21 protein-coding genes, 1 tRNA gene and 1 pseudogene are annotated in these 26,038 nt (G+C 72.4%); 16 read left to right on the top strand and 7 right to left on the bottom strand.

The window, feature by feature from the left end:
* Positions 1 to 151 precede the first annotated feature (151 nt).
* The 5 genes from H9641_RS07020 to H9641_RS07000 all read left to right on the top strand — a co-directional run bounded on the left by H9641_RS07020 (position 152) and on the right by H9641_RS07000 (position 4,303).
* Positions 152 to 541 (top strand): GntR family transcriptional regulator, encoded by a 390-nt coding sequence (locus H9641_RS07020; protein ID WP_191802217.1) that lies wholly within the window; start codon positions 152 to 154, stop codon positions 539 to 541.
* Positions 538 to 1,443, top strand: coding sequence for an ATP-binding cassette domain-containing protein (locus tag H9641_RS07015; RefSeq protein ID WP_191802215.1), 906 nt, complete (start codon positions 538 to 540; stop codon positions 1,441 to 1,443). The genes H9641_RS07020 and H9641_RS07015 overlap by 4 nt, the downstream gene beginning before the upstream one ends.
* Entirely contained in the window at positions 1,440 to 2,237 is a 798-nt protein-coding gene (locus H9641_RS07010) for a hypothetical protein (protein ID WP_191802213.1), read from the top strand. The genes H9641_RS07015 and H9641_RS07010 overlap by 4 nt, the downstream gene beginning before the upstream one ends.
* 153 nt (positions 2,238 to 2,390) lie before the next feature.
* Positions 2,391 to 3,482 (top strand): ABC transporter ATP-binding protein, encoded by a 1,092-nt coding sequence (locus H9641_RS07005; protein ID WP_191802211.1) that lies wholly within the window; start codon positions 2,391 to 2,393, stop codon positions 3,480 to 3,482.
* Positions 3,479 to 4,303, top strand: coding sequence for an ABC transporter permease (locus tag H9641_RS07000; RefSeq protein WP_191802209.1), 825 nt, complete (start codon positions 3,479 to 3,481; stop codon positions 4,301 to 4,303). The genes H9641_RS07005 and H9641_RS07000 overlap by 4 nt, the downstream gene beginning before the upstream one ends.
* A gap of 58 nt (positions 4,304 to 4,361) precedes the next feature.
* Here the strand turns inward: H9641_RS07000 and H9641_RS06995 are convergent, their stop codons facing one another.
* Entirely contained in the window at positions 4,362 to 4,859 is a 498-nt protein-coding gene (locus H9641_RS06995) for an NUDIX hydrolase (RefSeq protein WP_191802207.1), read from the bottom strand.
* Positions 4,860 to 5,325: 466 nt separating this feature from the next.
* Here H9641_RS06995 and H9641_RS06990 point away from each other — a divergent pair, with 466 nt between their 5' ends.
* Positions 5,326 to 6,426 carry a 3-deoxy-7-phosphoheptulonate synthase gene (locus H9641_RS06990; protein ID WP_191802284.1) on the top strand — a complete coding sequence of 367 codons (1,101 nt, stop codon included), beginning with the start codon at positions 5,326 to 5,328 and terminating at the stop codon, positions 6,424 to 6,426.
* 168 nt (positions 6,427 to 6,594) lie between these two features.
* Here H9641_RS06990 and H9641_RS20660 read toward each other — a convergent pair whose 3' ends face one another.
* Positions 6,595 to 8,013 carry a DUF4232 domain-containing protein gene (locus H9641_RS20660; RefSeq protein WP_191802205.1) on the bottom strand — a complete coding sequence of 473 codons (1,419 nt, stop codon included), beginning with the start codon at positions 8,011 to 8,013 and terminating at the stop codon, positions 6,595 to 6,597.
* A 153-nt stretch (positions 8,014 to 8,166) separates the two neighbouring features.
* Between H9641_RS20660 and sigK the strand changes: the two genes are divergently transcribed.
* The 3 genes from sigK to H9641_RS06970 all read left to right on the top strand — a co-directional run bounded on the left by sigK (position 8,167) and on the right by H9641_RS06970 (position 11,215).
* The gene (gene sigK / locus H9641_RS06980) at positions 8,167 to 8,742 is read left to right on the top strand and encodes an ECF RNA polymerase sigma factor SigK (protein ID WP_318244431.1); all 576 of its coding nucleotides are present in this window, start codon (positions 8,167 to 8,169) and stop codon (positions 8,740 to 8,742) included.
* Positions 8,735 to 9,541 (top strand): anti-sigma factor, encoded by an 807-nt coding sequence (locus tag H9641_RS06975; RefSeq protein WP_191802201.1) that lies wholly within the window; start codon positions 8,735 to 8,737, stop codon positions 9,539 to 9,541. Before sigK ends, H9641_RS06975 begins: the two co-directional genes overlap by 8 nt.
* A gap of 195 nt (positions 9,542 to 9,736) precedes the next feature.
* Positions 9,737 to 11,215, top strand: a complete 1,479-nt coding sequence (locus tag H9641_RS06970) for a hypothetical protein (protein ID WP_191802198.1) — start codon at positions 9,737 to 9,739, stop codon at positions 11,213 to 11,215.
* Between the two features lie 178 nt (positions 11,216 to 11,393).
* Here H9641_RS06970 and H9641_RS06965 read toward each other — a convergent pair whose 3' ends face one another.
* Positions 11,394 to 12,068, bottom strand: a complete 675-nt coding sequence (locus tag H9641_RS06965; protein ID WP_191802196.1) for a fasciclin domain-containing protein — start codon at positions 12,066 to 12,068, stop codon at positions 11,394 to 11,396.
* 160 nt (positions 12,069 to 12,228) lie between these two features.
* Here H9641_RS06965 and H9641_RS06960 point away from each other — a divergent pair, with 160 nt between their 5' ends.
* From H9641_RS06960 to H9641_RS06930, 7 genes and pseudogenes are all read left to right on the top strand, one after another.
* Positions 12,229 to 14,226: a cytochrome c biogenesis protein DipZ gene (locus tag H9641_RS06960; RefSeq protein ID WP_191802194.1), complete on the top strand. Its 1,998-nt coding sequence runs from the start codon at positions 12,229 to 12,231 to the stop codon at positions 14,224 to 14,226.
* 82 nt (positions 14,227 to 14,308) lie between these two features.
* The gene (locus H9641_RS06955; RefSeq protein WP_191802193.1) at positions 14,309 to 15,211 is read left to right on the top strand and encodes a formate/nitrite transporter family protein; all 903 of its coding nucleotides are present in this window, start codon (positions 14,309 to 14,311) and stop codon (positions 15,209 to 15,211) included.
* Positions 15,212 to 15,337: 126 nt separating this feature from the next.
* On the top strand, positions 15,338 to 16,045 hold the full coding sequence (locus H9641_RS06950) for a DUF2625 family protein (protein ID WP_191802191.1): 708 nt from the start codon (positions 15,338 to 15,340) through the stop codon (positions 16,043 to 16,045).
* Positions 16,046 to 16,144: 99 nt separating this feature from the next.
* Positions 16,145 to 16,855: a GntR family transcriptional regulator gene (locus tag H9641_RS06945; protein ID WP_191802189.1), complete on the top strand. Its 711-nt coding sequence runs from the start codon at positions 16,145 to 16,147 to the stop codon at positions 16,853 to 16,855.
* A gap of 161 nt (positions 16,856 to 17,016) precedes the next feature.
* Positions 17,017 to 18,531 (top strand): annotated as a pseudogene (locus H9641_RS06940) (MmgE/PrpD family protein); the annotation flags it as partial.
* Between the two features lie 251 nt (positions 18,532 to 18,782).
* Positions 18,783 to 19,676: a methylisocitrate lyase gene (gene prpB / locus H9641_RS06935; protein ID WP_191802188.1), complete on the top strand. Its 894-nt coding sequence runs from the start codon at positions 18,783 to 18,785 to the stop codon at positions 19,674 to 19,676.
* A 97-nt stretch (positions 19,677 to 19,773) separates the two neighbouring features.
* Complete coding sequence (locus H9641_RS06930) at positions 19,774 to 20,961, top strand: bifunctional 2-methylcitrate synthase/citrate synthase (protein ID WP_191802186.1); 1,188 nt, start codon at positions 19,774 to 19,776, stop codon at positions 20,959 to 20,961.
* A gap of 69 nt (positions 20,962 to 21,030) precedes the next feature.
* Here the strand turns inward: H9641_RS06930 and H9641_RS06925 are convergent, their stop codons facing one another.
* The 4 genes from H9641_RS06925 to H9641_RS06910 form a co-directional block, all read right to left on the bottom strand.
* Complete coding sequence (locus H9641_RS06925; RefSeq protein WP_191802184.1) at positions 21,031 to 22,269, bottom strand: NAD(P)/FAD-dependent oxidoreductase; 1,239 nt, start codon at positions 22,267 to 22,269, stop codon at positions 21,031 to 21,033.
* Positions 22,270 to 22,499: 230 nt separating this feature from the next.
* A tRNA-Pro gene (locus H9641_RS06920) sits at positions 22,500 to 22,576 on the bottom strand.
* A 112-nt stretch (positions 22,577 to 22,688) separates the two neighbouring features.
* The gene (locus H9641_RS06915; RefSeq protein ID WP_191802182.1) at positions 22,689 to 23,633 is read right to left on the bottom strand and encodes a metallophosphoesterase; all 945 of its coding nucleotides are present in this window, start codon (positions 23,631 to 23,633) and stop codon (positions 22,689 to 22,691) included.
* A gap of 11 nt (positions 23,634 to 23,644) precedes the next feature.
* Positions 23,645 to 25,999, bottom strand: coding sequence for a transglycosylase domain-containing protein (locus H9641_RS06910; RefSeq protein WP_191802179.1), 2,355 nt, complete (start codon positions 25,997 to 25,999; stop codon positions 23,645 to 23,647).
* Positions 26,000 to 26,038 lie beyond the last annotated feature (39 nt).

Here is a 26,038-nt window from a genome sequence, read left to right as displayed (position 1 = left end):
CGCCCCCCCCCCCCCCCCCCCCCCCCCCCCCCCCCCCCCCACTTCTCGGCAGGTGTCGCACAGCGAGACCCCTTGCGCGCCAGCCAGGTTCTGTGGTTCATTACTCATGTAATGAACCCCAGAACGTGCGATCGACGAGAGGATGGGCACCATGTTCGACGGACCTGAACCCATCTACCTGCAGATCGCCCAGCAGATCCGCGCCCAGATCCTGAGCGGCGACCTCGCCGAGGAGGAGCAGGTCATGTCCACCACCCAGTACGCGACGACCTTCCGCATCAACCCCGCGACCGCCGCCAAGGCGTTCGCCGGGCTGGTCGACGAGGGAATCCTCTACAAGCGGCGCGGTGTCGGCATGTTCGTCGCCTCCGGAGCACGCGAGAAGCTGCTCGCCGAGCACCGCGACCGCTACTTCGCCGAGGTCCTGCGCCCGGCCCTGGTCCAGGCCGACCTGCTGGGCATCACGCCCGCCGAGATCGTGGACCACGTGCTCGGCCGCGGCCCCCAGGACCGCCCCACCCCGACGGGAGAGACCTCATGACCGCCCCCACCCGCCCCGAGCCGTTCGGCGTCGAGCTGCGGGACGTGACCCTGAGCTTCGGCAAGGGCGAGAAGCACCCGGCGCTCGACGGCCTGAGCCTCCAGGTCCGTCCCGGCACCATCACGGGCCTGCTCGGCCGCAACGGCGCAGGCAAGACGACGGCGCTCTCGCTGATCGCCGCCATGCGCCGCCCCGACGCCGGGACGGTCCTGGTCGACGGCGAGGACCCGTTCGAGAACGCGTGGGCCATGGCCGGCACGCAGCTCGTCCGGGAGAGCGGCGACACGATCACCTCGACCAAGGTCGCCGACAGCCTGGGGTACTACGCGGAGATGCGCGAGCACTGGGACGCGGACCTCGCGGCCCGTCTGGTCGACCTGTTCGAGGTCGACCTGCGCAAGACCCCCGAGAGTCTCTCGCGTGGCAAGCGGTCGGCGCTCGGCGCGGTCATCGGTCTCGCGTCCCGCGCACCGCTGACGATCTTCGACGAGGTCTACCTGGGCATGGACGCGCCGAGCCGGTACGCGTTCTACGACGCGCTCGTCGAGGACTACACCGAGCACCCGCGCACGATCATCCTCTCGAGCCACCTGATCGACGAGGTCGAGCGGATCTTCGAGGACGTCGTCATCGTGGACAAGGGCCGTGTGCTCCTCGCCGAGAGCGTCGAGTCCGTCCGCAGCAGGGGCGTGAGCCTCACGGGGTCCGCCGCCGCGGTCGAGTCGTTCGTCGACGGCCGCCGCGTGCTGGCTCGTCAACGCCTGGGCGGCACGGCCCAGGTCACGCTGTTCGGGACGCTCGACGACGCCGAGCGGGCCGCTGCGACCGAGGCGGGCATCGAGCTCGGCGCGGTGCCCTTGCAGGACCTGTTCGTGCACCTGACCCGAGAGGAGCGGTCATGACCGAGAACCTGACGGGCCCCACGGCCCTCACCGGCCGGGAGGCGCAGCGTGCCGCGGTGCGCCGTACGGCCGAGCGGCGGTCGCTGCGCACCGCGACGTGGTCGATGTCCGCGGGGACCTGGCAGATCGGTGCGTGGTTCTGGGTGATCGTGCTGATCATCGCGGGCATCATCGGCTACGTCGAGGTGCGCACCGACATCCTCGACGGCAGCGTGATCGACGGCGTCGTGAGCGGGTCGGCGAAGTTCTTCCTGTTCGTCATGGGCATCATCGCGCCCATCGCGAGCGTCGCGGTGCACGTCGCGGCGGGTGGCACGCGCCGGTCGTTCATCCGTTCGACCTGGTGCACGGCCGTGATCCTGGGGCTCACGTTCGCCCTCGTGGCGGCGGTCCTGGGCTACGTGGAGTGGCTCGTCTTCCGGGCGCAGGGCTGGTCGCCCGAGCTCGACCGGGCCCAGCTCTACGTCGACGGGGGCCAGGTCGGCACCGCGTTCCTGGTGCAGGCGTTCTTCTGCAGCGTGTACTGGCTCTCGGGCGCGGCGATCGGCATGGGGTACTACGGGTTCGGGGTGTGGCGCGGGACGTTCGCGATCCCGCTCCTGCTGGTCCCCGTGGTCCTCGTCGAGCTCGCGTTCCAGAGCGGCTACTTCGGCAGGCCGTTCGCCCAGGCCGTCGGCCTGGCCGACGCGCAGGTCCTCACCGCGGTCGTGGGCGGCCTCGTGGCCCTCGCCGCAGCGGCTCTCACGTTCCACCTGGTCACGCGGTCGGTGGCCATCGCTCCCGTCACGACCTGACGGCCCTGGCGTCCCCGACGCCTTTGCGCGCAGCGTCCCCTCGTCAGAGGGAGCGTCGTGCCCCTCACCAGCTCGTCCATCACCGTCCAGCGGACGGCGCCCGGTCCACCGGGTCGCCGCCCGGCGGGCGAACACACCCTCAGGGAGGGCATCATGACCACCGCACATCCCGTCCCGGCAGGTTCGTCTCCGGGCAGCGCGCTCGCAGCGGGCGCACTTCCGAGCAGCGCGCCCGTCGGCGCGTCCTCGACCACGAGGCCCGACGGCGCCGCACCCGCCATCGAGATCGTCGCCCTGCGCAAGGCGTACGGGAGCAACGTCGCCGTGCGCGACGTGAGCCTCGCCGTCGGGCCGGGGGAGATCTTCGGGATCCTCGGTCCCAACGGGGCCGGCAAGACGACCACGGTCGAGTGCCTCGCGGGGCTCCGGCAGGCCGACGGCGGGACCGTCCGGATCCTCGGACGGGACCCGCAGGCGGACCCGGCCTCGGTCCGCGAGGTCCTGGGCGTCCAGCTCCAGGAGGCCGAGCTCAACGAGCGCATGACGGTCGCCGAGGCGCTGCGGCTGTACGCGTCGTTCTACGAGTCGCCCGCGGACCCTGCCGAGCTCATGGACCTGCTGGACCTGACGCCCCACCGGGCCCGCCAGTTCGGGAAGCTGTCGGGCGGGCAGAAGCAGCGCCTGTCGATCGCGCTCGCGCTCGTGGGGAACCCGCAGGTCGCCATCCTCGACGAGCTGACCACGGGCCTGGACCCGCAGGCCCGGCGCGCCACGTGGGAGCTCGTCGAGCGCGTGCGCGACCGCGGCGTGACGATCCTGCTCGTGACCCACTTCATGGACGAGGCCGAGCGCCTGTGCGACCGCCTCGTCATCATCGACCAGGGCGTCGTGGTCGCGGCCGGCTCGCCCGCCGAGCTCATCGAGTCGGTCGACTCGTCGCGCGTGCTCCGGTTGCGGCTCGAACCGCACGAGGAGGCCCAGGCGCTCGAGATCCTCACCGGGCTCGCGGACGTCCAGGCCGTGACGCGCGAGGGCCACGAGATCGAGGTGACCGGGACCCGGCGGGTGCTGCCCGCCGTCGTGCTGGCCCTCGCCGAGGCGGACGTCGTGCCCGACGTCCGGACCGTGACCCGCTCGCTCGAGGACGTGTTCGTGCACGTCACGGGCAGGACGTACGACCACACCGGGGCGACGGGCCCCACGGCGACCGACGACCGGTCCAGCACCGAAGGAGCAGGGCGATGACCACGCAGACGGCAACACACCCGCAGGTGGCAGCACCCCGGCGCCGCAAGATCGCGGGCACCGGCTGGCACGGCCTGCGGACCCTGACCCTGACCGAGGCCCGCCTGCTGCTCCGTGACCCGGGGACGGTCTTCTTCGCGCTCCTCTTCCCGACCGTGCTGCTCGTGGGCGTGGGCTTCGCGATCCCCGGCATGCGGGAGGTCATGACCGACGCCCCGCCGCCCTGGGGAGGGCTGACCGCCGTCGCGGTCTACGTGCCCGTGGCGCTCGCGACCGCGGTCGCGACCGTCGCGCTCACGACCATGCCCGTGTACTTTGCGACGTTCCGCGAGAAGGGCGTGCTGCGCAGGCTCTCGACCACACCCATGAAGCCGCAGGGGCTCATCGGGGCGCACGTGGTCATCAACCTGGTGACGGTGTGCGTCGCGGCGCTGCTCGCGGTGCTCGTGGGGAGCCTGGTGTTCGACCTCGCGGCGCCCGCCAACCTCTCGATCGTGGTCGGGAGCTTCCTGCTGGGGATCTTGTCGATGTTCTCGCTCGGGATGCTCATCGCGTCGCGCGCGGGCAAGGCCAGCACGGCGTCGGCGATCGGGATGACGCTCTACTTCCCGATGCTCTTCCTCGCGGGCATGTGGACGCCCGGGCCGATCATGCCCGAGGCGCTCCGCACGATCGGCGGTTACACGCCCCTCGGCGCCGCGACGCAGGCCATGACGACGGGCTGGTTCGAGACCGGTGTGCCCGTGTCCCAGCTCGTGGTCATGGCCGTGTGGACCGTGGTGCTGCTCCCGTTGGCGGCGCGGTTGTTCCGCTGGTCGTGAGGCGACGCGCGGGGTACCGAGGCGCGTCGGGACGAGCAGGCTCGCCCGGCGCTCCGGGCTACCGGACGAAGAACGGCCCCGCGGTCGGGGCAGCGAGGTAGCCCAGCGCGTGGCCGAGCCGCTCGCTCGTCGAGGCGGCGAGGTCGGCGGGCAGGTCGTCGGGCGCGAACCAGGCGACCGCGAGCGACTCGTCGTCGGCCACGTGAGCCGCGGCCGCTGCGGCGGGGGAGACCGGGCGGCACAGGAAGCACAGGTCCAGGTACTGCGAGCGGTCGCCGTTCGGGTACTCCACGACCGGGGTCACCGTGACCCCGGTCAGCGCGTCGACCCGGACGCTCACCCCGGTCTCCTCGAGGACCTCGCGCGCGAGGCCCACGGCGGGGTCCTCGCCCGGCTCGAGGATCCCGCTGACGACTGCCCACTGCCCCGAGTCGGCACGCTGACCCAGGAGGAGGCGACCGTCGTCGTCGATCACGACCCCCGTGACTCCTGGCATCCACAGGAGGTCGGTCCCGACGTGGGAGCGGAGGGCGGCGACGAACTCGGGGATCGGCATGGACCGAGCGTAGACGGCGTGCGATGCCGAGAAGTGAGCTGTTGCCCCTGATCCGACCGGAACACGGGCAACAGCTCACTTCTCGGCGGAGCTGCTTCGGCGAGCACCCTGCCCGGAGTCTGAGACGGCCCCGTGGGGCACCAAAACCGCTGTGCTACGGTCGTCCGGTGAACACGGTTCGTTGGTATTGGCGCTTTACGCTGGCTCCTGGAGGGGCCGAGCGGGCGTTCGCCTGACCAACCTTCCCCGGAGCCAGCACAGGGCCTTGGACGCAGACCGCGTCCGGGCCCTTCGTCATTCAGACGGGCCGACTCCGGACACAGAGCAGGCCGCACGGCTCCGTCTGAGTCACCTTCAGATCAGGAGCCCTCGCATGACCGCCACGACCTCGACCACCGTCTCTGCCGAGACCGTCGACGAACGTCACCCCGAGACGGTCACCTCCGCCACCGGCGCAGGTGACACCATGGAACGCGTGACCTCTCACCCCGAGTACGAGCTGCAGGCGCCCACGAGCGACCTGCGCATCCGCGCCCTCGACCCGCTGCCCGCCCCCGTCGACATGCTCGCCGAGCTTCCCCTCGGCACGGCGCGCGGTGACCTGGTCACCCAGTCGCGCCGCGAGATCCGGGACGTCCTGGCGGGGGACGACGACCGTCTGCTCGTGATCGTCGGCCCGTGCTCGGTCCACGACCCCGAGGCGGCCCTCGACTACGCGCACCGCCTCGCGGCCGTGGCCAAGGACCTGTCGGAGGACCTCGCGATCGTCATGCGCGTGTACTTCGAGAAGCCGCGCACGACGGTCGGCTGGAAGGGCCTCATCAACGACCCGGACCTCGACGGCACGCACGACGTCAACCGTGGTCTGCACCTGGCGCGCGAGGTCCTGCTCGGCGTCCTCGACGCGGGTGTCCCCGCGGCGACCGAGTTCCTCGAGCCCACGAGCCCGCAGTACATCGCGGACGCCGTCTCGTGGGGCGCGATCGGCGCGCGCAACGTCGAGAGCCAGGTGCACCGCCAGCTCGCGTCGGGCCTGTCGATGCCCGTCGGCTTCAAGAACGCGACCGACGGCGACATCCAGATCGCGGTCGACGGCTGCATCACCGCGGCGAGCGAGCACACGTTCTTCGGCACGGACGGCGCGGGCCGGGCGGCCGCGGTCGAGACCGCGGGCAACCCGGACTGCCACATCATCCTGCGCGGTGGCCGCAGCGGCCCCAACTACGGGCCCGACGACGTCGCGTCCGCCCTGCGCGTGGCCGCGGCCTCGGGTCTGGGCGGGGCCGTCGAGCACGGCCTGGTGATCGACGCGAGCCACGGCAACTCGGGCAAGGACCACGTGCGTCAGGCCGAGGTCGTGCGTGAGGTCGCGACGCGCATCGCCGAGGGCGAGGCCGGGATCACGGGGCTCATGATGGAGAGCTTCATCGTGGCCGGGGCGCAGGCGCCGGCTCCGCGCGGGCTCGTCTACGGGCAGTCCGTGACGGACAAGTGCATCGACTGGGACACCACGGCCGAGCTGCTCGGCGAGCTGGCCGAGTCGGTGCGGGCACGCCGGGCGCTCTGAGTCCCGGTACTTCTCGGCTCGGCTGACGGCCGCTCTCCCTGCGGGGGAGGGCGGCCGTCGTGCGTGCTGCGGCCGGGCGACCGAGCTCGGGTGCGAGCAGTCGCGCGGGTGCGGGGCGCTGGGCCCGGGCCGCGAGCGGTGGGTGGGCCGGTGCGCGACCGTCCCCGGTCAGGACGCGGCGCGGACCCAGTCGCCGACCACGACGCGAGCGCCCTCGAGGATGTCGACGCCCGAGTCGGCGCCCGGGACGTCCGTCACGCGAAGGCGGGTCACCTCGGCGCCGGGCACGGTCGTGACGAGGACGCTCGTCGTCTGGTCGGGGTCGTTGGCCGTCGACATGGCGCCCCACCGGAGCTGGGACGTCGCGACGCCGCCCGGCGGCACGACGACCCGCACCGGGCTCTGCCCGGGGACCTCCGGTTCGGCCAGGACGTCCGGGACGGTGCCCGAGGCGCGCAGGAAGCTCAGCCAGGGGCGTCCGTCGAGCGCGCACGGGGCGTCGGAGACGTTCTCCGCGGTGACGGTGAGGAAGCGTGACCCGGCGGCGGCGTCGAACCCGGTCACCCCTGCGCGAAGGTCCGGCCCGGTGCAGGGCGGGATCCCGTCGGCGGCTGCGGCCGCGGCGTCGGCCTCGTCTCCCGCGGGGTCCGTGCTCACGAGCTCGCGGTCCGAGACGAACCCGGACTCGGAGGTCTCGCTGCCGTAGACGGTGAAGGCGATCGCGCTGCCCAGGAGGTCTGCCTGGCCCGAGGCGCGCAACCAGTCCGCGACGGGCGTCGGCGGGCCCTCGACGTAGACCGTGAGCAGCGGCACGGGGTTCCCCGTGGGCGACCTGACCTCGTAGACGGCCTGGGTCGTCTCGTCGCGCGACCCGGCCTCGGCGAGGAGCTGGACGGCGGGCAGCGGCGGCGGTACGGGGTCGACGCTCGAGGTGTACATCGCGCCGTAGCCGTCGGTCGAGAGGGAGTTCAGCGGCCGCGCGAGGGTGCCCGCGACCTCGGCCAGCCCGGGGAGGGCGGCGGGCTCACGGCCGGTGACCGCCGCGTTGTCGGCCGTGAGGTGGACCGCGGTCGCTCCCGCGTCGAGGAACGCCACGCCGTCGTGGACCGACCTGTCTCCCGGGCCGGTGGGTTCGAGCCTCATCGTCGCCGCGGTGCCCGGCAGCGTGTCGACCACGGTGAGCGTGGGTGAGCCGCTGAGCCCCGAGGTGGTGAGGACGCCGTAGACGGCGTCGACGGTCGCCTGCGCGTCCTCGGGGGTCCGGAAGCTCTCGAGGTCGACCGTCACCGAGGCGGCGGGTGCCGGGACGTGCTCGGGAAGGCCCTCGAGAAGGTCCTCGTCGAGCACCTCGACCGTCGCGGACTCGACCCCCTCGATCGCCCCGAGGTCACGCTCGACGTCCTCGCGGATCGTGGCGTCCTGCGACGTGGCCGGGTCGGCAGGGGCCTCGCGCTCGTCCCCCTGCCCGGCCGCCTGGTCGTCTCCGCGTGCGGTCGCCCAGAGCGCGAGCGCGACGAGCGCCACGAAGAGCACGCCCACGACGACGTAGAGGGGATGGAGCCGGGCGGTCTGCGGCGTCTCGGTCACCCCGTGAGGGTAGCGGCAGCCTCCGACCGGCCGGCGACCCATCCGCGACCCCGTCCGCGACGAACCATGGGTGCCTCAGCCGTCGCGGATGCTGTGCACCCGCGGACGTCCCGCCCGTGCGCCGCGGTGGGGAGCCTGGGGCAGACTGGTCGGGTGCCACCCGTGAGGACGAGCGAGCCCGATGCTCTCGATGCCGCGCTCGCCGCGTGCGCCGAGGGTGATCCGGCTGCGTTCGCGCCGGTGTACGACGCCCTGGCGCCGGCCGTGTTCGGCACGGCCCTGGGCGTGCTGCGCGACCACGACCACGCGGCCGAGGTGACCCAGGAGGTGATGATCGAGGTGTGGCAGACGGCGGTGCGTTTCGACGCCTCCCGGGGTTCGGCCCGGACCTGGGTCGTCACGATGGCCCGACGGCGAGCGGTGGACCGGGTGCGGGCCGAGCAGTCCCGCCGGGTCCGGGACCAGAAGGACGTCGACGGCAGGTTCGCCGGGGGAGGCCACGACGTCGTCGCCGAGGAGGTCGAGCAGCTGCTCGAGTCGGCTGCCGTGCGCCGGTGCCTCGGGAGCCTGACCGAGACCCAGCGCGAGTCGGTCGTCCGGGCCTACTTCGGCGGTCTGACGTATCGCGAGGTCGCGCTCGAGCTGGGTGCGGCCGTGCCGACCGTGAAGTCGAGGATCCGTGACGGGCTCGTCCGCCTGCGCGACTGCTTGGGGGTGAACCGTGGTTGACGACACCGGCGACGGCCGCGACACCGGGCGCTCTTCCACGTCGCGTGGTGGCGTGGACGGACCGGTCGCCGACGGAGAAGGTCCGCGCACGGACGACCCGCGCGACCTGCTCGCCGCCTACGCGCTCGACGCGGTCGACGACCTGGACCGCCGCGTGGTCGAACGGCTGCTGGCCTCCGACGCCGACGCGCGCCGCGAGCTCGACGAGCACCGCGCGGTGGTCGCGGCGTTCACGGTCGACGCGGACCCACCTGCCTCGCTCCGGGACGCGGTGCTCGGGCGCGTCGCGTCGACGCCGCAGGTCGCGGCCCCCGGGGCAGGCCGCGGAGACGCACGCCCAGGGGGCCCGGCGCGCGCTCCCCGGCGGTGGGTCGTCGTGGCCGCGGTCGCCGCCGCGGTCGCGGCCGTAGCGGTCCCGACGACGCTGGCCGTCCAGGCCCGCCAGGAGCAGGTCCGGCTCCAGACGCAGGCCGACGCCATGGCCTCGATGCTCGCCGACCCGGCGGCGGAGATCGTCCGGGGCGAGATGGTCGGGGGTGGGGACGCGAGCGCGCTCGTCTCGGGTGACCGGGTGCTGTTCTCCGTCACGGACCTGCCGCAGGCGGGTGCCGCCGAGGACTACCAGCTCTGGCTCGTCGAGGGTGAGGGTATGGTCTCGGCCGGGGTGTTCGACGCCCGGGACGGCTCGGCGGCCCTGCTCGTCGATGCGGCCGGGAGTGCGGGGGTCGCGGTGACGCTCGAGCCCGCCGGGGGGTCTCCGCAGCCGACCAGCGATCCTTTGGTGATCCTCGAGACCTGATGCTCGATCTCGGATAACTTTCGACCCGAGTTCCGGCCGCAATGCCCGCTCTCGGGTAATTCCTTGGTCCGATTTCGGATGTATACCGGGGTTTGTCAAAGTCTGGGTATTGGTGATGCAATACGACACGTTCCCACCCCGTGTCGTGCGTGCGACGCCGCATCTCGGCATCACCCCGGAAGGAATCCACCACCCGTGAAGAAGCTCCTGGCGAGCACGGCAGCCTCGCTGCTCGCCCTCGGCGGACTGGTCGCCACCGCGGCCCCCGCCTCCGCCCACACCCCGCAGGTCTCCGCGACCTGCACGGGCCTCGACGTCTCGCTCAAGGCCTACTCCGCCAAGGACAACTCCGTCACCGTGAAGGTCGACGGAAAGGTCGTCAAGGACGAGACCTTCCAGCGCTCGTACTCGACCTCCTACACCTTCCCCGACTCGTCGGTCGCCCACTCGTGGGAGATCGACGTGCGTGCCTCGGACGGCAAGAAGTACGACTTCGCGCAGCAGGGAAAGACCACGCCGTGCGTCTCCGCACCCACGTCGGGCAACGAGGTGGGCATCTACGTCTACAAGAAGAACGACCCCGCGAAGCCTGCCGCATGGGAGAACTCCGGACCCCAGACGCTCGTCGACCACAAGCCGGGGACCGAGTGGTACACCACCTTCCCGTCCGACCTCCCGCGGGAGGTCTGCGGGGACGGGTGGGCGGTCCAGCAGGACAGGATCCGTCAGGACGGGACGTTCGTCTGGCCCGAGACCATCACTCCGCCGAAGTCCGCGCTGGGCGGGGTCCTGACCGGCTCCAAGCACCACGACCTCGACGACCTCGTCGAGGTCCCGGAGTGCGCCGAGGAGACCGTGCCCCCGGCCGAGCCGGAGACGCCTGTCGCGCCGGAGCCCGAGGAGCCGTCCCTGACGTTCGTGCCCCCGGTCGCACCGACGATCCTCGAGGTCTGCGGCACGGACGACGAGCGCTTCGTCCTGCCCGAGAGCACCGAGCAGATCAGCTACGCGCGGACCGACGGCGCGATCGTCGCGCACGCCGGGGACGGCGTCGCTCTGGGTGAGTCCGCGGGGTACGTGCTCGCCGAGGACGGCAGGAGCGCGTCGTTCCTGATCGACCCGGAGCTCGGCGCGCAGGAGTGCGTCCTGACGCCCGGTGAGATCGGCGCGGTCTGCGAGGCCGACACGCCCTACCTCGGCTACGAGGTCTTCCTGCCGGAGGGGTACGAGGCCGACAGCGACCGCCCCCTGAGCATCACGTTCCTGAACCCCGGCGAGGGTGAGGACTACACGGTCGAGGGGCTGCCTCTCGACGGCAGGATCCTGTGGCCGGGTGCCTCCGCGGACGAGCCCCGTGCCTGGCCCGGCTGGGAGCGTCAGTCCGACGGCACCTACGTCGAGACCGACGGCAACTTCGCGTGGACGCGCTCGGACGTCGAGGTCCTGTTCCAGGTCAACCCCGACTACTCCACGACGGTCCGCTACCCGGAGGGCACGGCGTCGTGCGCCAACCCGCCGGTCGCTGCGGCACCCGGTCCCGTGAGCGCCGAGGCGCCGAGCGGTCCGTCGCTCGCCGCGACGGGAGCCACGGCCGGAGCAGCCGGGTTCCTCGCGCTCCTGCTCGTCGGTGGCGGCGCTGCGCTCGTGTGGGCGCGTCGCAGGGCGAACGGCTGACCGCTGACGCGCTGAACCGCAGCACGACCGTCCGCCCCTGAGGGCCGGGCGCACGAGAGGAGCCGGTCGCTCGGGGCATCCCGTCCGGAGCGACCGGCTCCTCGTCCGTGTCCCCGTGCATCTCCTGGTGGGCCGGCCGCCGCGGCACGGGGACAACCGCGACGGTCGGCGTCGGGGGTCACATGGTCGGCATGAGGACCGTGTCGATCAGGTAGACCGTGGCGTTCTGCGTCATGACACCGCCGCAGATCACCGCGGCGTCGTCGACCTTGAGGTCGTCGCCCGAGCCCGTGACGGTCACGGTCCCGCCCTCGACGGTCTCGTGCTCGCCGACGACCTGGTCCGGGGTCAGCTGTCCGGGGACCACGTGGTAGGTGAGGATCTTGGTCAGCGTGTCGGAGTCGGTCTTGAGGCTCTCGATGGTCGCCGGGTCGATCTTGGCGAAGGCGTCGTCGACGGGCGCGAACACCGTGAACTCGCCGCCGTTGAGGGTGTCGACCAGGTTCACGTCGGGGTTGAGCTGCCCGCTCACCGCGGCCGTGAGGGTCGTGAGCAGCGGGTTGTTGGACGCCGCGACCGCGACGGGGTCGGTCGACATGCCCGTGACGGAGCCGGCGCCGTCGGGGACCTGCTCGGCGTAGGCGGCACAGCCGGGACCGACGAGGTTGGCTGCCGGGTCGACCTCGGGGGTCATGGCGTCCTCGGACATGTCGTCGCCGGGCGTCGTCGTCTCGGCCGCGCTCGACGTGTCGTCGCTGCCCGAGCCGGTGTCGGAGCTGCAGGCCGACAGGCCCAGGATCGCCAGGGTCGCTGCACCGACCACGGCGTACGAGGTACGGGTTCGAACGTTCATCGGTCTCTCCTCGTTGTCGTCGCCCCGTCTGGTGCGGGGCGTCTCGGAGGAGGTTCGGAGCCGGTTCCCGGTCGGATGGGTCGGAACTCCGGCGCGGTGTGCGCAGGGGCACGACGTCCCGCCCACCCATCCGTGCGGGCCGCTGCGCCGAACCCCGGCCATGGAAACCCTCGTGCTCATCGGCCTGATCGGTGGCCTCATCACCGGCATCTCGCCGTGCATCCTTCCCATGCTTCCCGTGATCTTCTTCGCGGGCGGGGTGCAGGGCGCCCGCGGCGCCGCACCCACAGCTTCCGCCGCGCCCACCGGGCCCGACGACGGAGCCGCCACCGCGGTCCGGTCGCCCTCGGCGGAGGCCACGCCGAGCGCCCCGACCGCCGCGCTCTTCGCCGGGGCTCCCGGGGCCGTGACGGTGGGCGCGCGCGGTCAGGTCGTCACGGTAGCCCGGCCGACCGCCGACCGTGGCGCCCCTCGCGCAGAGGGCGAGCGGCGCCGTCGGGCCGGGAGCGGCACGGACGCCCAGGGTGCCGCGGGTCGGGGCGCTCGTCGCTCGTGGCGCCCGTACCTCGTGATCGCGGGGCTCGTCGTGAGCTTCAGCGTCTTCACGCTGCTGGGCTCGCTGCTCCTCGGGGCGCTCGGCCTGCCGCAGGACCTCCTGCGCTGGGTGGGGCTGACGCTGCTCGCGGTGATCGGCGTGGGCATGATCGTGCCGCGGTTCGAGGAGGTGCTCGAACGACCGTTCCAGAGGATCGCGGCGCTCGGTGCGCGACGAGGGACGCGCAGCCAGGACCGCGGGGCGTTCGTGCTGGGCCTGGGCCTCGGAGTCCTGTACGTCCCGTGCGCGGGACCGGTCCTCGCGGCCATCACGGTCGCGGGCGCGACGGGGAACATCGGACCGGAGACGGTCGCCCTCACGGTGTCGTTCGCGGTGGGCGCCGCGCTCCCGCTGCTGGTCTTCGCGCTCGCGGGACGTCGGGTGGCCGAGCGGGTCAAGGCGTTCCAGCGCCACACGCGCGGGATCCGCGTGGCGGGCGGCGTGGTCATGATCGCGCTCGCCGTCGGGCTCGCGTTCAACCTGCCCGCCTACCTCCAGCGCGCGCTGCCCGACTACACGGGCGGCCTCCAGGAGCGCGTCGACGCGTCCGGGACGGTGCGCGAGGCGCTCGACCTCGGCGGGATCGTCACGGACGAGAACCGTGCGCTGTCGAGCTGCTCGAACGGTGCGCCCGAGCTCGAGGACTGCGGCCCGGCCCCCGCGCTGCGCGGGATCGACACGTGGTTCAACACCCCCGGCGACCAGCCGCTCGTGCTCGACGACCTGCGGGGCAAGGTCGTCCTCGTCGACTTCTGGGCCTACTCCTGCATCAACTGCCAGCGCGCGATCCCGCACGTCGACGCCTGGTACGAGCAGTACAAGGACGTGGGCGAGGGGTTCGAGGTCATCGGGGTGCACACGCCGGAGTTCGCGTTCGAGCGCGAGACGCGCAACGTCGTCGCGGGGGCCGACGACCTGGGCGTGACCTACCCGGTCGCGCAGGACAACTCCTACGCGACCTGGACCGCGTACCGCAACCGCTACTGGCCCGCGCAGTACCTGGTCGACGCCGACGGGAACGTGCGGCACATCCGGTTCGGCGAGGGCGGGTACGAGGACACCGAGGCGCTGATCCGCGAGCTGCTCGCGGACGCGAACCCGGGCGTGCGCCTGCCGGGCGCGACCTCGGTCGAGGACGGGACTCCTGACGGGGCGACGACCCCCGAGACCTACCTCTCGGTCGGCAAGGTCGGCAACTACGCGGGAGAGCCGCGCTACGCCGCGGGGGAGCAGGCCTTCACGCTCGCCCAGGACCAGGCACCCGACACGTTCTCGCTGGGCGGCACGTGGGCCGTCGACTTCCAAGGAGCGACCGCGGTGTCCGACGGGGCCCGCGTGCGGCTGGCCTACCGGGGCACCGACGTCTTCACCGTCCTGGGCGGCGAGGGCACCGTCGTGGCGACGGTCCGCGACGCGGACGGGAAGGTCGTCGAGCGGCGGGACGTCGAGGTCACGGGGAACCCGACGCTCTACCCGGTGATCGAGGGGGACGCGCCGAGCGAGGGGGCGGTCGAGCTCGAGGTCCCGGCGGGCATGCAGGTCTTCACGTTCACGTTCGGGTAGGGGCGGCGTCGGGCCTGAGACCACCTGGTCCACCTGCCGACCCTCCGGGGGTGCATAGATGGAACGGGCGGATCATCGAAGGGTGCTGACCCTCACCGAGAACCTGTCCGAGCAGTCCCGTGCAGCTCGCACCAAGGTCGAGGGAACCCGGCACCCCTGGCGCTACCTGGTGGCAGCGATGCTCGCGGGGGCCTACATCGGCGTGGGCGTGGTCCTCATGGTCGCCACGGCCGGGCCGTTCCTCGCCGCCGGGGCGCCGGCCGAGCGCCTCGTGGCCGGCGGCGTCTTCTCGGTCGCGCTGACCCTGGTCGTGTTCGCGGGGGCCGAGCTCAGCACGTCGGCCATGATGATCCTGACCCAGGGAGCGGTGACGCGGACGATCCCGGTGCGCTCCGCCGTCGGGACGTTGCTGTTCTGCTTCGGCGGGAACCTGCTCGGGTCCATGCTGTTCGGGTGGATGGTCGTGCAGTCGGGAGTCCTGCACACCAACGCGGCCGCGGGCGAGATGATCGCGTCGATGCTCGCGGGCAAGGCCCACGAGACCGGCGGGCAGCTCTTCTTCCGGGGCGTGCTGTGCAACGTCCTGGTGTGCGCCGCGATCTGGGCGTGCGGTCGGCTCCGGTCGGAGGCCGGCAAGGCCATCGTCATCTTCTGGGCGATCTTCGCGTTCATCTCCTCGGGGTTCGAGCACGTGGTCGCCAACATGACGACGTTCAGCATCGGTCTCTTCAGCCCCGAGATGATGACGACGTGGGGACAGTTCGGACGGAACCTCCTGTTCGTCGGGCTCGGCAACCTGGTCGGGGGAGCGGTCGTGGTGGGCCTCGGGTACGCGGCCGTGGCCGGACGCCGGCAGCCCGCGGCGCCGGACGCCGGTGCGGTCTCGGGCCCGCTCCACGGGGTGGACGAGGCCGTGGAGGGTGGGCCTGCCCTGGCGCTCGACCCGTCGGCTCGTCTCACGGACCGGACGTATCGCGAGGTCTAGTTGCCCCGGGATTCCGGGGATCGCGCCTCCGTGATCACGGAGAAGATGCGCAGATGGGGAGAATCCGGTATCGGATGCTTCGCGACGTGTCGGAATTCACTGCAGGACGTGGCATGATCCCCGGTCATGGGCATCAGGACGGTCTCGGATCTCACGCAGGTCGACGATCCTGCGTGGCCCACGCTCGCGCGGATGTTCCAGCGGCCCGGGGTCGAGGTCCTCGCGCCGCCCGAGTGGGCGCCCGAGGTCCTGTACCGACTCCAGATCACGACGCGCTCGACGCTCGGCGCGCTGGCGCTCTACACCGGCGGCGTCCTGGTGGACCACGGGTGGCTCCGGCTCCTCGGCGGAGGTGGGTACGGGCTCCCCGACCTCGCCACGATCAACGGCCTGGGCGCCCCGGAGGAGGGGGCGGTCGCGCCCCAGAAGCTCGTCGTCGCGTTCGACGTCCTGGGCGGGACGTTCGCGGTCAACGGCGGCGGCCTGCCCGGCCCGCTCGGGGACGTGCACTACTTCGCGCCCGACACCCTCGAGTGGCACTGCCTGGGGTTCGGCCAGGGAGCGTTCACCGAGTGGGCGGTCAGCGGTGGGCTCGCCGAGTACGTGGCCGACCTGCGCTGGCCCGGGTGGGAGCTCGACATCGAGGACCTGCCACCGGGCACGGGGCTGAGCGTCTACCCGCCCCTGTGGTCCGGGGCGGTCTCGGGGCACCAGGTCGAGCGGCACGCCGTGGTGCTCGAGGGGCTCGCGGTGTGGCACCAGGAGATGGCCGATCGCATGTCCCCGCTGGGTGACGGCCTCCTGGGCGGTGACCCGCCCTCCGAGGGGTGCTAGGCCGCCGGCGGAGGTCCGGCCCACCGAGAGAGAAGTCCCTGGGTAGCCTCTACGGCCAAGTTGTATACAAGTACGCAGAGCCTGTGGCACGATGGCCGCATGACCAGCGCCCCGACGACGTCGTCTCCGTCGCGCGACGAGCCCCTCGCCGCCGTCCGCCGCCAGTCGGGTGCCCGCGCCGTCTACGACCTCTTGCGGCAGCGCATCATCGACGGCTCGCTCGCGGCCGACGAACGGCTCACCGAGCCCGTCCTCTCGGCCCGGCTCGGCGTCAGCCGCACGCCCGTCCGCGAGGCCCTGCGCCTCCTCCAGGCCGAGGCCCTCGTCGTCGAGCAGCCCACCGGGGGAGTGCGTGTCGCGCCGCTCGCGGTCACCGACCTCCACCGCGTCTACGACGTCCGTGCTCGTCTCGAGGGCCTGCTCGCCCGGGACGCGTGCGAGCGGGCACGGCCTGCCGACGTCCAGCAGCTCGCTCGCCTCGTGTCGCTCATGGACGCCGTGCGCGACCACGAGGACGAGGTGCTGCGCATCGGCGCCCAGTTCCACGGCCAGATCGAGGCCCTGGCCGACAACCGCTGGTGCTCGGAGCTGCTGCGCCAGATCCGCGGGCACGTCGACCGCTACCGCTCGCTGTCCGCCCGCGAACGCGTCGGGACGACCGACCACGTGGACGAGCACCGCGAGGTCGCCCGCGCCATCGCGAGCGGAGACCCGGACGCGGCCGAGCGCGCCATGCGCGAGCACATCGAGCGCAGCGCAGCGATGGCGGCCAAGGCGCTCGGGGAGCCGCCACCCCCGCCGCCCGGCTGACGGCGCGCGCCGCACCCGGCCCCCGCCGACCGCCACCGGGCCCCTCGGCCCGTGCGGCGCCGTCGGGCAGGCAGGGCCCCGCGCACCGCGGCAAGAGCCGCTCCGCGCCGACGTACGAACGCACCCGACGAAACCGACGCACCCGACCACCGGAGGCACCGATGCCCACGACCCACCACCTGCGGACCCACCGGTCCGCGGAGAACCTCGCCCGCACCGACCAGCTCGCGTGGAAGCTCGCCGAGCTCGCGACCGACCCGGTCGAGGTGCCGACCGAGGTCGTCGAGATGATCGTCAACCGCGTGATCGACAACGCGGCCGTCGCGGCCGCGAGCCTCACGCGCGCGCCCGCCGTCGCAGCCCGCGGTCAGGCCCTGGCGCACCCGTACGAGCCCGGTGCGACGGTCTTCGGGACCCCGCTCGTGACGCGCACGAGCCCCGAGTGGGCGGCCTGGGCCAACGGCGTCGCGGTCCGCGAGCTCGACTACCACGACACGTTCCTCGCGGCCGAGTACTCGCACCCGGGTGACAACATCCCGCCGATCCTCGCGGTCGCCCAGCACGCCGGCCGCGACGGCGCGGCGCTCGTGCGCGGCATCGCGACGGGCTACGAGATCCAGGTGGACCTGGTGCGAGCCATCAGCCTGCACGCCCACAAGATCGACCACGTCGCGCACCTGGGCCCGTCGGCAGCGGCCGGGATCGGGACCCTGCTCGGGCTCGACACGACGACGATCTTCCAGGCGATCGGGCAGGCGCTGCACACCACGACCGCGACGCGGCAGTCCCGCAAGGGGCAGATCTCGACGTGGAAGGCGTACGCCCCGGCCCTCGCGGGCAAGGTCGCGGTCGAGGCCGTGGACCGCGCCATGCGCGGGCAGACCTCGCCCGAGCCCGTCTACGAGGGCGAGGACGGCGTGATCGCGTGGCTGCTCGACGGCCCGGAGGGGCGCTACGACGTCGTGCTCCCGTCGCCCGGCGAGCCCAAGACCGCGATCCTCGACACGTACACCAAGGAGCACTCGGCGGAGTACCAGTCGCAGGCGCTCATCGACCTGGCGCGCGCGCTGCACGCCGAGCACCCGTGGCTCGCGGACCCGGACAACATCGCGAGCATCGTGATCCACACGAGCCACCACACGCACCACGTGATCGGCTCGGGCGCGAACGACCCGCAGAAGTACGACCCGGCCGCATCGCGCGAGACGCTCGACCACTCCATCCCGTACATCTTCGCGGTCGCGCTCCAGGACGGCGGGTGGCACCACGTCGACTCCTACACGCCCGAGCGCGCCGGTCGCGCCGACACGGTCGCGCTGTGGGGCAAGGTCACGACGGCCGAGGACCCCGAGTGGACGCGCCGCTACCACTCGGTCGACCCCGCCGAGAAGGCGTTCGGCGGGCGCGTCGAGATCGAGCTGGCCGACGGCGGGCGCATCGTCCGCGAGATCGCGGTCGCCGACGCGCACCCGCTCGGCGCACGCCCGTTCGCCCGCGCGCAGTACGTCGCCAAGTTCCGGCTGCTCGCGGACGGTGTGCTCGAGCCCGCAGAGATCGAGCGCTTCCTCGACCTCGCGCAGCGTCTCCCGTCGCTCACGCTCGCCGAGGTGCGCGAGCTCTCGATCGTCGCGCGGCCGGGTCTGCTGGACACGGTCCCGGTGCCCACGGGCATCTTCGAGCTGGGGCGCCCCGCCCAGGGCGCGGCAGGGGGCGAGCCCGACGCCGGCGCGCACCCGGGGGCGACCGGCGCCTCGGGCGCAGGCAGCGCGGGCGGTGAACCGGCCGGGACCGGGCCGGGGGACGGCCCGGCCGCCTGGACCATGCGCGACGCGACCGACGACGTGCCCGGCTCGGCCGATGCTGCCGGCACCGATGGGCCCGGCGCCCCGGGTGCTCCCGCCGACCCGACCCCCGCAGGAGGCAACTGATGCTGTACTCGCACGTGACGCCGTCGGACAAGCGGGCCGCGCTGCGCGCCCGGCTCGCGGCCGGTGAGCTGCTCCAGCTCCCCGGTGCGTTCAACCCGCTCTCGGCGCGCCTGATCGAGGACAAGGGCTTCGACGGGGTGTACGTCTCGGGGGCCGTCATCTCGGCAGACCTGGGCCTGCCGGACATCGGCCTCACGACGCTCACCGAGGTCGCGACCCGTGCGGGGCAGATCGCGCGCATGACGAACCTGCCCGCGATCGTCGACGCCGACACGGGCTTCGGCGAACCCATGAACGTCGCGCGGACCATCCAGACGCTCGAGGAAGCGGGCGTCGCTGGCTGTCACATCGAGGACCAGGTCAACCCCAAGCGGTGCGGGCACCTCGACGGCAAGGCGACCGTCGACCTCGAGACCGCCACGAAGCGGATCCGTGCCGCGGTCGACGCCCGGCGCGACCCGAACTTCCTCGTCATGGCGCGCACCGACGTGCGCGCGTCCGACGGGTTGGCGGTCGCGATCGACCGGGCCAAGGCGCTGGTCGACGCCGGAGCGGACGCGATCTTCCCCGAGGCCATGCGCGACCTCGCGGAGTTCGAGGCCGTGGCCTCCGCGGTCGACGTGCCCGTGCTGGCCAACATGACCGAGTTCGGCAAGTCCGAGCTGTTCACGCGGGACCAGCTCGCGGCCGTCGGTGTGCAGATCGTCATCTATCCCGTGACGCTCCTGCGTAGCGCGATGGGGGCCGCGGAGCGCACGCTGGACGTGATCCGGGAGACCGGGACGCAGGACGGGGTGGTCGGCGAGATGCAGACGCGTGCACGGCTGTACGAGCTGGTGGACTACGCCGGCTACAACCACTTCGACACCGAGATCTTCACGTACCGGCCGTAGGGCGGCCGGTCGTCGGAGCCGGCGAGGCTGAACCCTCGCCGGCTCCGACGACCCCGGTACGGCAGCACAGGACCCCGCATCACGAAGGAGTGAGCACATGACCACCAGCACCCCCGCAGACGGTGCCGCGGCCCCGGCGGCCGCCCAGGGCACGGCGTCCCCGGCCCCGAGCCCCGAGATCCGCAAGGGGCTCGCGGGCGTCGTCGTCGACACGACCGCGGTCTCCAAGGTCAACCCCGACACGAACTCGCTGCTCTACCGGGGCTACCCCGTCCAGGAGCTCGCGGCCCGCAAGAGCTTCGAGGAGGTCGCCTACCTCCTGTGGCACGGCGAGCTGCCGACCCCCGAGCAGCTCGCCGCGCAGACCGCCGTCGAACGGGAGAACCGCGCGCTGCCGGGCGAGGTCCGCAACGCGATCCTCGAGCTCCCCACGAGCTGCCACCCCATGGACGTGTGCCGCACCGCGGTCTCGGTCATGGGCGCGCACGACCCGAGCGCCGAGGACTCGTCCCCCGAGGCCGAGCACGCCAAGGCCCTGCGACTGTGGGCCATGATGCCCGCGGTCGTGGCCCTCGACCAGCGGCGTCGACGCGGTCAGCAGATCGTCGACCCCGACGAGGACCTCGGCTACGCCGAGAACTTCCTCCACATGACGTTCGGCGAGGTGCCCGACGCGTGCGTCGTGCGTGCGTTCGAGGTCTCCATGGTCCTGTACGCCGAGCACTCGTTCAACGCCTCGACGTTCACGGCCCGCGTCATCACCTCGACCCTCTCCGACCTGCACTCGGCCGTCACGGGCGCGATCGGCGCCCTCAAGGGAGCCCTGCACGGCGGCGCGAACGAGGCCGTCATGGCGACGTTCGCCGAGATCGGTACCGCCGACCGGGCCGCCGCCTGGCTCGACGAGGCGCTGGCCGACAAGCGCAAGATCATGGGGTTCGGCCATCGCGTCTACAAGAGCGGCGACTCGCGCGTGCCGACCATGAAGAAGACGCTCGACGACCTGGTCGCGCACCTCGGGACAGACGAGGCGACCGCGCTCGACGAGCTGTACGACGCGCTCGAGGCCGCGATGACCGAGCGCAAGGGCATCCTGCCGAACCTCGACTACCCGACGGGCCCCGCCTACCACCTCATGGGGTTCGACACCCCCACGTTCACGCCGCTGTTCGTCGCCGCGCGCGTCGTGGGGTGGACCGCGCACGTCGTCGAGCAGCGCGCCTCGAACGCTCTCATCCGGCCGCTGAGCCAGTACGTGGGACAGGCGCAGCGCGCGGTGCCGTGAGGGCCCTGTGCCGGGGCGCACGGGGGAGGGGCCACGTGCACCCCGGGCACCCCGCGCGCCCCGGTCCGGTCAGCCGCGGAACGCCTCCAGGGCCTCGCGGTCGACGGGCCCCTCGGCCCGGACGAGCTCCTCGACCCGCTCCATCTGCTCCCAGGTGTTGACGGCCATCCCGGCCTGGACGCGGTCGCCCGCGACCCAGAACGCGACGAGCTCGCTCGTCTCGAGCGACCCGCTCACGACGACCTCCGTCTCGGCCGGGTCCTCGACGAACCCCAGGTACTCCATGCCCACGTCGTACTGGTCGGAGAAGAAGTACGGGAGCTTGTCGTAGGGCTCTCGGGAGCCCAGCACGGAGCGCGCCGCGTGGGGACCGGTCTCGAGGGCCACCGACCAGTGCTCGACGCGCAGCGGGCGCCCGTAGCGCTGCGAGGGGACGCTCGCGATGTCCCCTGCGGCCCACACGTCCGGGGCGGACGTGCGCAGGGTCGCGTCGACCGCGAGCCCTCCACCGAGCGACAGGTCCCGGAGCGCGATGCCCGCGGCCTCGGCGAACCCGACGTTGGGGGTCACGCCCACGCCGACCACGACGACGTCGGCCGCTACGTGGGTCCCGTCCTCGACGTCCACGCCTGTCACGCGTCCCTCGCTGCCCGTGATCCCCACGACCTGGGCGTTGCGGTGCAGGTGCACCCCGTGGTCAGCGTGGACCTTGCCGTACATCTCGCCGAGCAGCGGGCCCAGGACCCTGCCCAGGGGATGCACCGAGCGCCCGACGACCGTGACGTCGAGTCCCATGGTGCGCGCCGAGGCCGCGACCTCCATCCCGATCCAGCCGTCGCCCACGACCGCGAGCCGCCCGGCACCCTCGCGGGCCGAGGCCTCGAGCGTGGCGGCCAGCAGGTCGGCGTGCTCGATCGTGCGCAGGTAGTGGACGCCCTGGAGGTCGGCACCGGGGACGGCGAACGAGCGTGGTGTCGAGCCTGTCGCGAGGAGCAGCCGCGAGTAGGGCAGGACGCTGCCGTCGATCAGGGTCAGGGCGTGGCCGGCGACGTCGATCGCCGCTGCCCGCGTGGCCGTCCGCAGGTCGACGTGGTGGTCGGTGTACCAGTCCTCGGGCAACGGGAACAGGACGTCGCGCTCGGCCTCGCCGCGCAGGTAGTCCTTGGACAGCGGCGGGCGTTCGTAGGGTCGGTGAGGCTCGCTCGAGACGACCACGAGGTCGCCGTCGTACCCCTCGGTGCGCAGCGTCTCGGCGGCCTTCGCGGCGGCCAGCCCACCTCCGACGACGACGATCGGCTCCTCGGCCATGACGACTCCTCCGGTGCGGGGTGCGGGGACCCTCTGCTTGCTCAGCGCCCCACCCAGGACGACGGGTCCTCCGTCGGAGGACAGGACCGTTTCATCGTGTCACCGGAGCGGGCCCGGCGCAGCGGGGGCGAGGGGGCGGGCCGCCCGCTCAGGGGCAGCGGCACCGTCGTGGGCGCAGCGGTGCGGGAACGACGAAGGCCCGGAGTCCAGTGGACTCCGGGCCTTCGTGCTGGTCGGGGTGACAGGATTCGAACCTGCGACCTCGTCGTCCCGAACGACGCGCGCTACCAAGCTGCGCCACACCCCGATTGCTCTCGTTGCGTCAGGTCGGTGAGGGGTCCTCGAAAGGTCCCGCCAAACCTGCGCGCTGGAGCCTGCCTAGAATAGCGGACGTTTGCCCCTGGGACGAAACCGCTGCCTCAGCGTGCGGTCAGCGTCACGATCGTGGCCTCCGGACGGCACGCGAATCGGAACGGCGCGTAGGGTGACGTGCCCGCTCCGGCCGAGACGTTGAGCCAGGTCGAGTCCTCGCCGCCGGGGGCGTCGGGCCGTGCCCCGGGCCAGCCGTGCAGGCCCTTGGCCCGCCCGCGGTCCAGGTCGCAGTTGGTCACGAGCGCCCCGTAGAACGGGACGCAGAGCTGGCCGCCGTGCGTGTGGCCGGCGAGGATGACGTCGGCGCCGTCGTCGTGCATCTGGTCGAGGACGCGCACGTAGGGCGCGTGCACCACGCCCATCCGCAGGCCCGACGGCGCAGCGTCGGTCCCCGCGCGTCGCGCCGCCCGCTCGGGTGCGGCAGGGAAGACGTCCCGGTCGAGATGAGGGTCGTCGACGCCCACCAGGTCGATGTGCAGACCGCCGACGTCGACCGCGTCGCGCCGGTTGGTGAGGTCGATCCAGCCGGCCGAGGACATCGCGGCAGCCAGCTCCGCGGCCGGGAGCTTCGGCGGATCGATCTTGTGGAAGATCCGCGCGTCCGGCAGCAGGTAGCGTGCCGGGTTCTTGGGCGAGGGGGCGTAGTAGTCGTTCGAGCCCATGACGAAGGCACCGGGCGCGCTGCTCAGGAGCGGTTCGAGCGCGTACAGGAGCGGCTCGAGCGAGTCGAGGTGCGCCATGTTGTCACCCGTGTCCACCACGAAGTCGGGGCGCAGCGCGGCGAGCGACCGGACCCACTCGATCTTGCGCTCCTGGCTGGGCGTGAGGTGCAGGTCCGAGAAGTGCAGGACCCGCAGGTCGGCGTGCCCCGGCGGGAGCACCGGGACCGCGACCTCGCGGAGCGTGAACAGCTTGGTCTCGACGTGGGCGTAAGCGAGCCCCCCGGCACCGACCGCGGCGAGAGCGCCGAGACCGACCAGTGCGGGGTGCACGCGGGACCGGGTCAGTCCTGCTCCTCGGGGGTCGTGGCGCCGTCGCCGTTGCCGTCGCCGTTGCCACCGCCGTTGTCGCCGCCGCTGTTCCCGTTGCCGTTGCCGGATCCGTTGTTGCCACCGGACCCGTTGTTCCCGGAGCCCGACCCGTTGCTGCCCGATCCGGTGCCACCGTTCCCGGTGCCGTTGCTGCCCGATCCGGTCGTGCCGCCGTCGGTCGTGGGCGGTGCCTGGACCTTGCCGAGGAGCTTGGGGTCCGGAGCCGGGAACTCGACGACCGGCACGCCCTCGAGGGCTGCCGTCATGTAGTTCTTCCACATGGGGGCGGCCAGGTCGGAGCCGAACCACCACTGCTTGCCCACACCGTTGATGTAGAACCGGCCGCGTCCGTTGCTGCGCATCTGGATGTCGGTCTCGGCGTTGCCGATCCAGACGGCCGTGGCGAGCTGGGGCGTGTAGCCGACGAACCAGTTGTGCGTGTTGAGCTGGGCGGTCCCGGTCTTCCCGGCGCTCGGCCGGTCGGCGAGCTGGGACTTCTTGCCCGAGCCCTGCGTCATGACGCCCTGCAGCGCGTACGTGACGGTGTTGGCGACCGCGGGGTCCAGGGCGTTCGGGTTGCAGTTCGCCGACGGGACCTCGATCTCCTCGCCGGACTGGTCGACGACGCTCGTGATCGCGACGGGCTCGCAGTACGTGCCACCGCTCGCGAAGGTCGCGAACGCGGCCGCCATCTGCAGCGGGGAGGAGTTCTGGGTGCCGATGATCATGGAGGGGCGGACCTCCACCTCGCCCTTGTCCTTCGTGAGGGACGGGGCGAAGCCCACGGACTTCGCGGTGCTGGCCACCGCGCAGAGGTCGAGCTTGCTCGCCATGTCGGCGTACGCGGTGTTGACCGAGTTGGCCGTCGCTGCCAGGACGGTCATGCTGCCCTTGCCCTGGCCGTCGGAGTTGTTGGGGTTCCACTTCTCGCCGACGTTGAGCTTGGTGCACGACGACGTGAAGTCACGCCCCACGTTCCACTCACGCCGGTTCGCGTTGACGGTCTCGTTGAGGGTGTGCCCCGCGTTCAGCCACTCGGCGAGCAGGAAGGGCTTCCACGTGGAGCCGGGGGAGAAGCCGCGCGAGGAGCCGTGCGCCTGGTCCGCGCTGTAGTTCTGGGCCGTGGTGCCCGGAGCGGCCTCGAGCGACGCGTCGTAGGGCCGGTTCTGGGCCATCGCGAGGATCTTGCCCGTGCCGGGCTCGACCGTCACGAGCGCGTTCTCGATGCCGCTGGGGTCCGACGCGGGGATCGCCGAGGTGACCTCGGCCTCTGCGGCGGTCTGCAGGCGGGGGTCGAGCGTCGTGGTGATGTCGAGGCCACCGCGGTAGAGCAGGGCCTGGCGCTCCTTCTGCGTCTCGCCGAAGATCGGGTCCGACGTGATGACCTTGGTGACGTAGTCGCAGAAGAACGCGGCGCCGTTGGCGGCCTGGCAACCGACCGTGACGGGCTGGACGTTGAGCGTGTCGGCCAGCGGGGTCGCGACGGCCTCGTCGTGCTCCTGCTGGGTGATGTAGTCCTGCTCGAGCATGCGGCCGAGCACGAGGTTGCGCCGCTTCTCGGAGTCGACCGGGTTGGACACCGGGTCGTAGGCGCCCGGCGCGTTGGTCACGCCCGCGATGGTCGCGGCCTCGACGATGCTGAGGTCGGCGGCGTGCTTGCCGAAGTAGTGCTGGGACGCGGTCTCGACGCCGTAGACCCGGATGCCGAACTGCGCGATGTTCAGGTAGCCCTGGAGGATCTCGTCCTTGGTCATGCGCTTCTCGAGCGAGATGGCGAGCTTGGCCTCGCGGGCCTTGCGCTCGATCGAGCTCTCCTTGACCGCCTCGACGGCGATGGGGTCCTCGTCGCGCACGGCCTGCTCGATCAGGACGTTCTTCACGTACTGCTGCGTGAGGCTCGAGCCACCCTGCTTGGCGCCGCCCGTGGCGTTGTTGATGGCGGCACGCGTGGTGCCCTCGATGTCGACCCCGCCGTGCTCGTAGAAGCGCTTGTCCTCGGTCGCGACCACGGCGTTGCGCATGTGCACCGACACCTCCTCGAGAGGCACGACGATGCGGTTCTCGGTGTAGAACGTCGCGAGGAGCGTGGTCCCGTCGTTCGCGTAGACGCTCGACTTCTCGGAGAGCGGCCCCGGCACGAGCTCGTCGGGGAGCTCGTCGAAGATCTGGACGGTGCTGTCCGTGAGCTGGCTCGCGCCGGCCGCGAGCGGGATCAGGAGGCCTGCACCGAGGACTCCGCCGACCCCTGAGACGAGGACGAACGCCAGCAGCAGGGCGATGAGCTGATAGGCGTTGACTTGTCGACGGGGACGCGCAGGTGAGGCCATGGCCCAAGCCTACGGGAGGGCGCCGACGCTTCCCGGGCG

The organism is Oerskovia merdavium (assembly GCF_014836755.1).
Classification (GTDB): Bacteria; Actinomycetota; Actinomycetes; order Actinomycetales; family Cellulomonadaceae; genus Oerskovia; species Oerskovia merdavium.
This window is presented reverse-complemented; position numbering and strand designations above follow the sequence as displayed.

Excerpts from the sequence above, each read along its gene's own strand:
- H9641_RS07020 (WP_191802217.1), top strand. The coding sequence starts at position 152 with ATGTTCGACGGACCTGAACCCATCTACCTGCAGATCGCCCAGCAGATC.
- H9641_RS07015 (WP_191802215.1), top strand. The coding sequence starts at position 538 with ATGACCGCCCCCACCCGCCCCGAGCCGTTCGGCGTCGAGCTGCGGGAC.
- H9641_RS07010 (WP_191802213.1), top strand. The coding sequence starts at position 1,440 with ATGACCGAGAACCTGACGGGCCCCACGGCCCTCACCGGCCGGGAGGCG.
- H9641_RS07005 (WP_191802211.1), top strand. The coding sequence starts at position 2,391 with ATGACCACCGCACATCCCGTCCCGGCAGGTTCGTCTCCGGGCAGCGCG.
- H9641_RS07000 (WP_191802209.1), top strand. The coding sequence starts at position 3,479 with ATGACCACGCAGACGGCAACACACCCGCAGGTGGCAGCACCCCGGCGC.
- H9641_RS06995 (WP_191802207.1), bottom strand. The coding sequence starts at position 4,859 with ATGCCGATCCCCGAGTTCGTCGCCGCCCTCCGCTCCCACGTCGGGACC.
- H9641_RS06990 (WP_191802284.1), top strand. The coding sequence starts at position 5,326 with ATGGAACGCGTGACCTCTCACCCCGAGTACGAGCTGCAGGCGCCCACG.
- H9641_RS06965 (WP_191802196.1), bottom strand. The coding sequence starts at position 12,068 with ATGAACGTTCGAACCCGTACCTCGTACGCCGTGGTCGGTGCAGCGACC.
- H9641_RS06960 (WP_191802194.1), top strand. The coding sequence starts at position 12,229 with ATGGAAACCCTCGTGCTCATCGGCCTGATCGGTGGCCTCATCACCGGC.
- H9641_RS06950 (WP_191802191.1), top strand. The coding sequence starts at position 15,338 with ATGGGCATCAGGACGGTCTCGGATCTCACGCAGGTCGACGATCCTGCG.
- H9641_RS06945 (WP_191802189.1), top strand. The coding sequence starts at position 16,145 with ATGACCAGCGCCCCGACGACGTCGTCTCCGTCGCGCGACGAGCCCCTC.
- prpB (WP_191802188.1), top strand. The coding sequence starts at position 18,783 with ATGCTGTACTCGCACGTGACGCCGTCGGACAAGCGGGCCGCGCTGCGC.
- H9641_RS06930 (WP_191802186.1), top strand. The coding sequence starts at position 19,774 with ATGACCACCAGCACCCCCGCAGACGGTGCCGCGGCCCCGGCGGCCGCC.
- H9641_RS06925 (WP_191802184.1), bottom strand. The coding sequence starts at position 22,269 with ATGGCCGAGGAGCCGATCGTCGTCGTCGGAGGTGGGCTGGCCGCCGCG.
- H9641_RS06910 (WP_191802179.1), bottom strand. The coding sequence starts at position 25,999 with ATGGCCTCACCTGCGCGTCCCCGTCGACAAGTCAACGCCTATCAGCTC.